Here is a 9,379-nt window from a genome sequence, read left to right as displayed (position 1 = left end):
TTATCTGTGGTGACCTGGTGGGTAGGCACAGAGTGATGCGCGGTCGCTTAAGGCCCGCGGGTTGTCCTGGGTCTCTGACTTATCTGCAAGTCGCGGCTGAGGAGGGCTCGAGTCAACTTGGGCGCCCATCGGTAGGTGAATTGTCACGTTTCGAATGCGGGCACTATCTCGCGCGAGAACGGTTGGAGTCTGGTTGACTTCGGGCACGTCGGCCAAGGGGTGGCTGGCGGCTCTAGGGAGGGACTGACAATGTCGATGAGAAGGCCCTTTGCAGTGGCTGCATCGGCGGCGGTGGGTGCGTCGTTGCTGTTGAGCGCCCAGGTGTCGACCGCCCCCGCGGCGTCGGCTTACGTCAAGCACGGGTGTAAGTACAGCGGGACAAACCCCACGCTGTACTACCAGATCGGGTCCACGGTGGGCTCGGCGCGTCGGACTGCCACCAACTCTGGTGCCGGCCGCTGGAACGCGGTCGCGGTCCCGGGGACGTTCACCGCTTGGAGTTCCGGGAAGCCCGTAAACGTGGCCATCACGGAGTGGTCTGCGGCGGACACTTACGAGGCCGTGACGTCTTTTTCCTGCTCGAGCGGGCTGTACACGAGCAACAAGACCACGATCACGTGGAACTCGCCATCGCCGGGTGGCATCGGAAGTAACACAACCGCTTTGCGGATGGTCGCGACACACGAATTCGGACATGCGTACGGTTTGAACCACATGAGTACCACCTGCAACGGCACGAAGACGGTGATGGTTCAGGGCAAGACGAAGTGGTCGTGCAGCTGGGGTACCGAACCGTGGCAGGACGACATCAACGGCGTCGACGCCATCTACTGAGGGGACGAAGGAAAATGCGTAATGGGATGATCATGACCGGCCTCACGATGGTGTGCGCGGCTGCGCTTGCAGGGTGTGGCCAAGTGCAGCCCGAATCGGCGCAGCCCTCCGCACCGCAGCCCGGTGCGACTGTGATGATGGCGAGCGTCGACTACCCGGTGTACAGCAGCCTCGAAGAGATGGGTTCCCGGTCCAAGGTCGTGGTGAAGGGGTCCTTCGTCAAGCTCGCCAAGCGTGACACCGAACGCAGTTTTGCCACCGGTGGAGACCCCAATCAGCAGGGCTTGCCGGTCGCGGTATGGGAGTTCGAGGTCGATGAGCAGTTCAAGGGCCCCAAAGTCGGGAGCCGAATCGAAGTGTTGACATTTGATCTCGATCGCATCCAGATCGCGGATGAGGAGCCCGTGAAATTGGGCGCTGAAGTGGTCCTGTTTCTGGGCCGGGAGCGAAATGGCGTGTGGGCTCGAGCAGCAGGGGACCAAGCTGTTCTCGATGTCCAGAGTGATGGGGCCTTGAGGGCGCATCGCGCAGCCGACCCTGCCCTTGCACAGCAAGCAAGAAAGACCCAGAAGGCCGAGCTGGAAGCGCTCGTACAGGCACCGTAGGCGTTGAGGTTTGGCCCGTCCGCCTAGCGACAGGCGCCTCCGGACGAGCACGAACTGTGGCCCCCGCGCTGTGGCCGGGGGCCACAGTTCGTGCTCGGGAGAACTTGAGCTCTGTGGGCAGAGGCATACCCCAGTTGCGGGCTGCGCTTGCCAGTGAGCAATGATCAGAAACTTTGCGTGGCCAGCCGGTACGCGTTCACGGAACCCGACGCTAGGTAGCCCGGCGTCGTGCCCGCGAGCCGACGAAACCACTCCGCTTCTGGCTAGGTCAGGAGCCTTGGTCGCTGGTAGGGGGAGCTTGGAGAGTCCCAATTGTGCTGGGCCCGCTCACGTGGCGCCCTCGGCGGCGGCGGCCTTCGGGGGTGAGTAGCCCGAGCTGGTGGACGGCGGCCCAGGCCTGGGTGAGGTTGGCGAGGCGGTTGCTCTTGGTGACCTCGCACACGTTGATCTCGGACTTGCGGTTCTTACTGGAGGTCCAGCGCAGCGAGGCGTAGGTGCGTCTGCCTCTAGGTCGCTGTCGGAGTCGGATCGTGGCTGTCGCTGTGCCGCCGTCCTCGAGGATGAGGATGCGTCCGTGGGGTCCGGCTGCGAGGTCTTGGTGGTCGCGGTTGGTGGTGCGGTGGTTGGCGTACGTGGCTTTGAAGGCCCACTCCTCAAGGGGTGGACTCTCGCGCCATCGGGTCACGCTTCGTGGAGGAAGGCGACGGGCGCGTCGGCCGGTTGCGGCACTGGAGGGAGGCTGAGGGGGAAGGGCCAGGCCTCGAGGACGGCGGCGAGCTCGGTGACGTGCACGTGCAGGTCGCGGGCAAGGGATGGTGCGGTCCACCCGACGGACTTCATGAGATCCAGCAGTGACCCGATGCCGGTGGGCTGGAGCGGGAATGGCGACCGGAGCGTGCGCATCCGGTTTCGGTGGGTGCCGTTGAGGTGACGGAACCAGCGGGACTGTGAAGCGCTACTGATGTCACCTTCGAGGAACCCGCGACGGATGAACGACTTGGGGTGTACGCCCCACGTCGCGTGCAGGCTCATGAGAGCACCGAAGCTGCCCGGGTGCAGGGCCCGGACGTCGTCTTGGATCTCGGCGTACGGTGCCAGCAGCTCGCCGGCGAACGCGTCAGCGCGTGCCTCGACGTCTGCATCGTCGGCTGGGCCGGACGCTTCGTCCATGACGAGGTGGGCGAGCTCGTGGGCGACGGTGAAGCGCCGAGTGTCATCGACGACGGACCGGGTCACGAGTGTGATGGGCGCCAGTTCCGGACCTTGCGCGGCCGTGATCGCGGCGACGTTGGGGATGGTCGGTGGCAGGGGCGCGATGTACAGTCCGTCGGCCTCAACGTGACCTGCGAGGTTGCGGATCGGGCCAGCGGTAACGCCCCATCGTTGCCGGACGGCCGCGGCGGCGAACACGCCAGCCGCGCGTGGGTCGTGGGAGAGCCCGCTCACATCGATCTTGGGTATGCGGGCTGCGGGGTCTTGACCGGCCTTCACCAGCAGGGTGTTCACCAGGTACGCGACGAAGTTGGCCTCGGCTGTCGCGCGAGCTTCGACTTTCTGGGGCACCCTGTACTTGCGGAAGTGCACTCCCTCAAGGCCAGCCTCGGGCAGGGGTGTGGCGAGCAGGTCCGGCGGCACGCTCAACGCAGCTGCGCAGTCCAGAAGGTCACGCCCGCGCAACGGCAGGGTTCCGGTCTCGACGCGTGAGGCCCACGCGGGCTTCTTGGCCACGTTCTCGGACAGTTGAGCCAGTGTCATGCCCCGCCGCTGACGCAGGAGTCGCACGGTTTCAGGAACCGCCTGAACCTCCGGTGCCGCGACCATCGAGGGCAGGGCTCGAACGGTTGCGGTCATGTAAGTATTCTGGCACAGCCTTGCCCCCGGATTGGTAAGGCTGGAAGAACAAAACTGCCGCTGTCACAACCGGTCCGAGGGGCCGGTGACAGCGGCAGTTTCGCGGGTGATTCGTGTGTCGTCAGGTGCTCGGGCCAGCGCTGTCGGAGGTGCCGGTCTGCTCCGCGGGGTCGGGCTCTGCCGGAGGGCGCTGCGTTCGGTTCGTGGGGGTGAAGCGTGGTCCCACGTCGCCCCCGCCTGCAGCGGTTGCCTTCGCGGACGAGGGCTGACCGGAGGCGGCAGTCTCGTGCTGCGGTGGGCGCTCGGTGGACGTGGTGACACTGAGCGGCAGGCCTGGCGTGCGGGTGTGGGGGAGCACCATCGAACCGTAGTCACGGATCAGGTCCAGCCACGGGTGGGGATCCTGCATGAGCCACTCGCCGATCTGGGTCATGACGGCTTGGGGGTCGACCTTGAACCGGAACAGCTCCGACTCCTTCCCCTGCGGGGCGAACACCGAGGCCGTGGTCATGCGCCCGGTCGAGTCGTGAAAAGCGACCAGGCGCACCGTGGTTCGCTTCTTCTGCGGCGCCGGGGGCCGGGGCATGAGTCGGTCGATCCCCGTGATCGGGGGTTGGAAGTACATGTAGGTGTCCGGGCCTTGATAGTCCAGCACGGCGGTGCGGGCTGACTTGTTGTAGTCCTCCTTCCGGTGCACGAACAGGTGGTACTTGTCGGCGACGAGGTACTCCGGCCAGCCCTCTTCCACGGCTTCCGCCCAGGTCACCCCCGCCTGGGGGTGGTGCTCTGCCCACACGCGGATGGCTTCGCGCCACAGCGCGGCTTCCACGGTGCCGTCGGTCTTGACTGCGAGGCGCCGACCGTCAGGCCCGGTGAACACGGCGTGGCTGTGGTTGCGCACGGCCTCGTGTGCCAGGACCCCGATGCTCGTCATCGCCAGTGCAGGGCCGTACAGCGCGCGATACACCCGGGACCGGGGACCAATGGACTCAGCCATGTCGTCGTGCCTCTCGTTGAAAGATTTGTGGAGATTTTCTGCACCAAATGTTTCCGAAGGGGGGTCACTTCTACGCCGCGCGCCGCACGGCGTGTCGTGCCTATAGTTCTCGCACGCACGTTCGAACCGGGGTGAGGCTTGACGATGGCTCGCGTTCAGAAGGTCCTCGCGCTCGATGGCGCCACGTCCTGGACGGTGATCGGTGAGGACTTCCTCCCGATCCGGGCCGCCGATGACTACCTGCGGTTCCTCGCCCTCGACGGTGCGTCGCCCCACACACTGCGCTCGTACGCCACCAGCCTTGGGCTCTGGTTCGACTTCCTGGACCGCACCGGCCAGGACTGGGACGGCTTCGCTCCCTTGGTCTTCGGGGAGTTCTTGACCTGGGTGCGCACAGGCGACCTGCCCGGGCACGTTCGCATCGGTCCTGCCGTGACCCGCCGACGTCCAGCGACGGTGCAGCTGCGCTCGGCCGCGGTCTTGGCGTTCTACCGGTGGCTGGCCGCCGCGGAAGGTATCACCGGCCCGTACGAGACGCTCTACACGCCCTTGGCCAGGCGGGGCCGGCGCCCCTACGTCCCGATGTTGAGCGGCGTCGCACCTGACCAATCTGCGATGACGCCATTGTTCTCCACGAGGTCCGGCCCCAAGGGCCGCACCCCCGTGCTGACTCCCGAACAGATCCGCACGATCTTGGACACCTACGCCCGCCAACGGGGCGACGGGGCATGGGACGGCGGCCCCGCTGGCCTGCGAAACAGGTTCCTGTTCGCGTTGCTCGCCGACACCGGCATGCGCTTAGGCGAGGCGCTGTCGCTGCGACACACTGACATCCGCCCCGGGCAGGGCGACCAGCCCGCCATCGACGTCACACCCCGCCAGGACCACCCCCACGGCGCGCGGGTGAAGTCTGGGCGGCCCCGCCGCATCTACGTCGCGGCGGACCTGATGCGCCTGTACGACGCGTACGTGTGGCAGCTCGTCGACGCCGGCGCCGACCTCGTCGTCGACGAGCTGAGCCACCACTTCGTGTTCACCAACGTCACTGACCGCGGGCCGGCCTTCGCGCCGCTGCGTCCCGAAACGGTGTATGCCGCGATCCGGTCGCTGAACGCCCGCGTAGCCAAGACGTCGTCCGTGCACGCGCCGCCGACGAACTGGTCCCCCCACTGGCTTCGGCACACCCACGCCACCGCGCTGCTGCTGTCCGGCTGCCCTCCCCACGTGGTGATGCGACGGCTGGGGCACCTCGACGTCCAAACGACCCTGTCGACCTACGGGTGGGTCACCGAAGACGCCGAACTACGGGCGATCGCCAACTGGCGCCGCTACGTGCAGGGCACCTGGAGCGACCACAGCTTCGACGGCCACACCACGACCTCGGCGCCGACGGCACCGGTAACACAGCTGACGCCAACGATTGAGGGAAGACCGACATGACACCGCCTACCCGAGCGAACAACGCTGGTGCACGGCCCAACCCGCCCAACGCGTCGTGGGACGCCGCCTGGGCGTGCGTGCCCGAGCCGTGGCGTGACGGCGTCTACCGGCTTGACGAGGCGCCGTGGTCCGAGGTGTTCGTGCGCAACACCAACTACCTGCGCTCGGCCAAGGAGTACGACTTCAGACCTGCCGGAGCGCACCTGGCCGGCCAACAGGTTGCCTGGTGGGTGTGGACCGTCTGGGCTGAGGGCACGCGAAAGATCGACCCGGCCATGCTGGCGTGGTGGCAGCGCGCCGTCGCGAGCCTGTCCAGGCAAGGGAGCCGGTTTCGGGGCAACCCTGCCGGGGTGTCGATCGCCGACCTCGACCCCGCGGTCGTGATCGGGGAGGCCCTGCGTCAGTTCCACGCCAGGCACGGTCGGCGGCCGTCGCCGGGGAACCTGCGCAACCTCGAGTCCGTGGCGTACTCCATCCACGAGCACGTCTCCATCCGATGCTCGCCGCAGCCATGGTGGCGCCACGACACGTGGTCGCTGACTCTGGACCCGCGCATCCCGCGACGTGAACACGAACCCCACGGGCACCGGCCCATCGCCTTCTCCGACGTCGAACCGCAGTGGTTGCGCGAAGGGCTGCGGTTCTGGCTCTCGCAGTGCCTGGTCCACGACATCCTGACCTGGACCACCACGGCCGCCCGTCGCACCCTGGTGGGGACCTACCTTGGCGGCTACCTGCACGAGCACGACGTGCGTGAGCCCGCTCTGGCGAGCGACCGGACCTCCCTGCGGGCGCTGATGACGTCCTTCTTGGCGTGGCTTCGTAGCCCTCAAGCCAGCAGCCGCGGACGTGTGTTGAGCCCCAACAGCGTCGCTGCGATCCAGTCCGCGGTGCAGCGGTTCTACGACTTCATGCTCGACAACGCCGACGCCGCCACCGAGTTCACCGGGCACCACGGCTGGACGCAGCTCACCGGCGACCACCAGCGGCTGTGGCCCGCCCAGGCGCGCCGCACCCGAATGGGCAACCAGGCGGCACCCCGCTACCTCAGCACCACCGACGTGCAACGCATGCTCGTCTACCTCGACGTGTTGTCCACCAACTCCACCGACGTCGTGACCGTCGGCGGTGCACCCCACGGGCCAGTGATCACCGTGATGGGACTGGGGGATCCGCAAGCCGCCAGGGCCTGGATGCTCCAAGCCCTCACTGGGCGCCGCGTCTCAGAGATCCTCATGCTCGACTTCAACCCCTTGACGAGGTTCGACCTCGCGGGAACCGGCACCCACAACGACGAGCACGACCCCGACGCGTTCGTTGCCAGGCTGCGCTACCAGCAGACCAAGGTCGACGGCGTCGACCCCACCATCCCCGTCGAACGGGCCGTGGTCACCCTCATCGAAGAACAGCAACAGTGGGTTCGTCAGTCCTTCCCCGAGGCACGCGACCACCGACACCTCTTCCTCAACCCCACGAGCAACCACAAAGGCCTGCGCCCTCGAAGCCACGCATCACAACAAGCAGCGCTGCGGCGGCTGGACGCGATCGTCAACCTCGTCGACCAAGACGAGAAGCCGCTGCGGTACACCCAGACTCACCGGCTGCGGCACACCAAGGCCACCGAGCTCCTAAACGCGGACGTGCCCGTGCACGTGGTCCAGCGCTACCTCGGGCACAAGTCCCCAGAGATGACGATGCGCTACGCAGCCACCCTGGCGGCGACCGAGCAGGCAGCGTTCCTGCGCTACAAGAAGGTAGGCGCCGACGGCAGAGACCTCGGCATCGACCCCGTCGACCTCTACGACCTATCCCACCTGACCCGCCGCGCGGACCGTGCCCTGCCCAACGGTCTCTGCCTGCTCCCGCCAACCCAAAGCTGCGACAAGGGAAACGCGTGCCTGCCATGCCCGTCCTTCGCTACCGACGCCACCCACCTCGACGAGCACCGCAGTCACCATTCACAGACCACCGACCTGATTGCTCAACGCCGTGAGCGCTACCGGCAGCGCACCGGCACCGATCTGCCCGACGGCAACATCTGGCTCCAGGGCCGGCTACGTGAACTCGCCTCGTTGGAGGCCATCATCGAGCGTCTCAGCCAACCCGACGCAACCAACGATGCAGGAGTCGCCGGCGGCGGATGCACCTCCAGGGGTGCGGTACCAGTCTCGATCGTCACTGCCGGGGCACATACCGCCGTGCTGCGCTCCGAGCTCAGTGCTCGCCTCTCAGCTCAACCGGCGCCGGGACCGACGCGGCGGTGCGACTCGTGAGCGGCAGCCCCAGCTCCGAACGCGCCCCCGACACGGCAGCGCAGCAGCGGCGCAACGACTCGCTGAGGAAGGCTGCGCGAGCCCGAACAGCCACTGCCACGGCACGAGCAGAGAAAGGCATCCGCACCTTGATCCGCGATGGGGGGCGGGTCAACTTCACCTCGGTGGCCAGGGCATCAGGCGTCTCCGCCCGCTTCCTCCACCAGCACCCCGACCTTGCCGTCCGGATCCGAACCCTGGCCGCTCAACAACGCGGCGCGCTCGAGGAGCGCCACGCCGTCACCGTCACGGGCGACAACGCCGTCATCGCGGCACTGCGTCGCCGAATCCGCGAACAAGACGACGCACACCGAGCCGAAGCAGCACGCCTGCGCACGAGGTTGGCCGAGCAGGACCGTCAGCTCGCAGCCCTCTACGGCCAGCTACGAGGCCGCCCTGATCACGGGTCGCCTCGACCCGTAACGGGCCCCGCTACGGAATGAACTGATACCAGGCGAGCTCGTGCGCCGGCTCATCCGCGAACCACGCCCAGGTCCCCGACGCGAGGTCCTTCGGCCGCCTCTTCGCAGGCGCTGCGTTGCGCGACTCGAACGCGGACAGGAACGAGCACCGGTCCGCGGCGATGTTCTGCTGAGCTGCCCAACGCAAGAGCGCGTCGCGGCGGGCTGTGGTCACGAGCCCGTCCGTGGCGACCGCCTCTACAACCCAGAACCGCACCGCAGGCCGGATCCCGAACGAGTCCAGGCAACCGTTGCACCCCAGGGGCCAAATCCAGTGACGTGCGGACCATCGACCACAACTGCGCTGCCAGAGAGTGCGGCGTGTAGTGACGGCCGTGGCGCGCCCGGGTCGCAGCCGACAGCGCCTCGACGTACGCGCCGCCAACCTGGTCAGGGGTCAGCGACCCCCACGACGCCCTCAACGGTGGGTTCGTAGGCAGCGGAACCGGAGGCGCTACCTCCAACGCCAACTCCACATCGGCCCATCGTCCGCTCAGCCCAGCAGCCTCGGCCCGTGACGCCCACCACGCCGGAATCGCCGCGAGCACAGCAACCGCAGTCGGGGTCAGCTCAGCAGGTGAGTCCTCGGCGACGTCGCCGCGCGATCCCCTGGAGCCCAGCGGACGCGCAGGCATGGCCACGTCAAGCGCCTCAGCGACCGCGGCATCGACGAGCACGTCGCTGTTCACCCGGAACTCCCTTCCCGACTCAATCTTGACGGCAGGCCCCGACACTACCGAGCCGCGACGCTCGAGTCTGCGATCGCGTCGACGACGCGCCAGAGGCCGCAGATGGCCCCGTCCACGAAACATCGATCACGCCGTGACCGACAAGAACTGCGCACACATCGAACGACTCTGTGCCGATTGCTACGGATAA

Annotated in this window: 8 protein-coding genes; 5 read left to right on the top strand and 3 right to left on the bottom strand. The window is 67.2% G+C overall.

What is annotated here, in order from left to right; translation table 11 throughout:
• Positions 1-249: 249 nt before the first annotated feature.
• Together PLL68_RS10295 and PLL68_RS10290 are read left to right on the top strand one after the other, a co-directional pair.
• Positions 250-834, top strand: coding sequence for a matrixin family metalloprotease (locus PLL68_RS10295; protein WP_324533767.1), 585 nt, complete (start codon positions 250-252; stop codon positions 832-834).
• Positions 835-866: 32 nt separating this feature from the next.
• Positions 867-1,439 carry a hypothetical protein gene (locus PLL68_RS10290; RefSeq protein ID WP_324533765.1) on the top strand — a complete coding sequence of 191 codons (573 nt, stop codon included), beginning with the start codon at positions 867-869 and terminating at the stop codon, positions 1,437-1,439.
• A 681-nt stretch (positions 1,440-2,120) separates the two neighbouring features.
• Here PLL68_RS10290 and PLL68_RS10285 read toward each other — a convergent pair.
• Together PLL68_RS10285 and PLL68_RS10280 are read right to left on the bottom strand one after the other, a co-directional pair.
• Positions 2,121-3,260, bottom strand: coding sequence for an ImmA/IrrE family metallo-endopeptidase (locus PLL68_RS10285; protein ID WP_324533769.1), 1,140 nt, complete (start codon positions 3,258-3,260; stop codon positions 2,121-2,123).
• A gap of 151 nt (positions 3,261-3,411) precedes the next feature.
• Positions 3,412-4,287 (bottom strand): hypothetical protein, encoded by an 876-nt coding sequence (locus tag PLL68_RS10280; protein WP_324533763.1) that lies wholly within the window; start codon positions 4,285-4,287, stop codon positions 3,412-3,414.
• Positions 4,288-4,431: 144 nt separating this feature from the next.
• Between PLL68_RS10280 and PLL68_RS10275 the strand changes: the two genes are divergently transcribed.
• Genes PLL68_RS10275 through PLL68_RS15890 form a run of 3 tightly spaced genes read left to right on the top strand, consistent with a single transcriptional unit; the run spans position 4,432 to position 8,482 of the window.
• Positions 4,432-5,727, top strand: a complete 1,296-nt coding sequence (locus tag PLL68_RS10275; protein WP_324533761.1) for a tyrosine-type recombinase/integrase — start codon at positions 4,432-4,434, stop codon at positions 5,725-5,727.
• Positions 5,724-8,000: a tyrosine-type recombinase/integrase gene (locus PLL68_RS10270; RefSeq protein ID WP_324533759.1), complete on the top strand. Its 2,277-nt coding sequence runs from the start codon at positions 5,724-5,726 to the stop codon at positions 7,998-8,000. Before PLL68_RS10275 ends, PLL68_RS10270 begins: the two co-directional genes overlap by 4 nt.
• Positions 7,988-8,482: a DUF6262 family protein gene (locus tag PLL68_RS15890; RefSeq protein ID WP_502910696.1), complete on the top strand. Its 495-nt coding sequence runs from the start codon at positions 7,988-7,990 to the stop codon at positions 8,480-8,482. The genes PLL68_RS10270 and PLL68_RS15890 overlap by 13 nt, the downstream gene beginning before the upstream one ends.
• On the opposite strand, the gene PLL68_RS15885 is transcribed toward PLL68_RS15890, so the two are convergent.
• Positions 8,472-8,717 (bottom strand): BsuBI/PstI family type II restriction endonuclease, encoded by a 246-nt coding sequence (locus tag PLL68_RS15885; RefSeq protein WP_502910695.1) that lies wholly within the window; start codon positions 8,715-8,717, stop codon positions 8,472-8,474. The genes PLL68_RS15890 and PLL68_RS15885 overlap by 11 nt on opposite strands.
• Positions 8,718-9,379: the final 662 nt, after the last annotated feature.

The sequence above is a fragment of the Ornithinibacter sp. genome (assembly GCF_035443565.1).
Classification (GTDB): Bacteria; Actinomycetota; Actinomycetes; order Actinomycetales; family Dermatophilaceae; genus Fodinibacter.
Note: the sequence above shows the minus strand (reverse complement) of the source record. Positions and strands in the feature narration are given on the sequence as shown.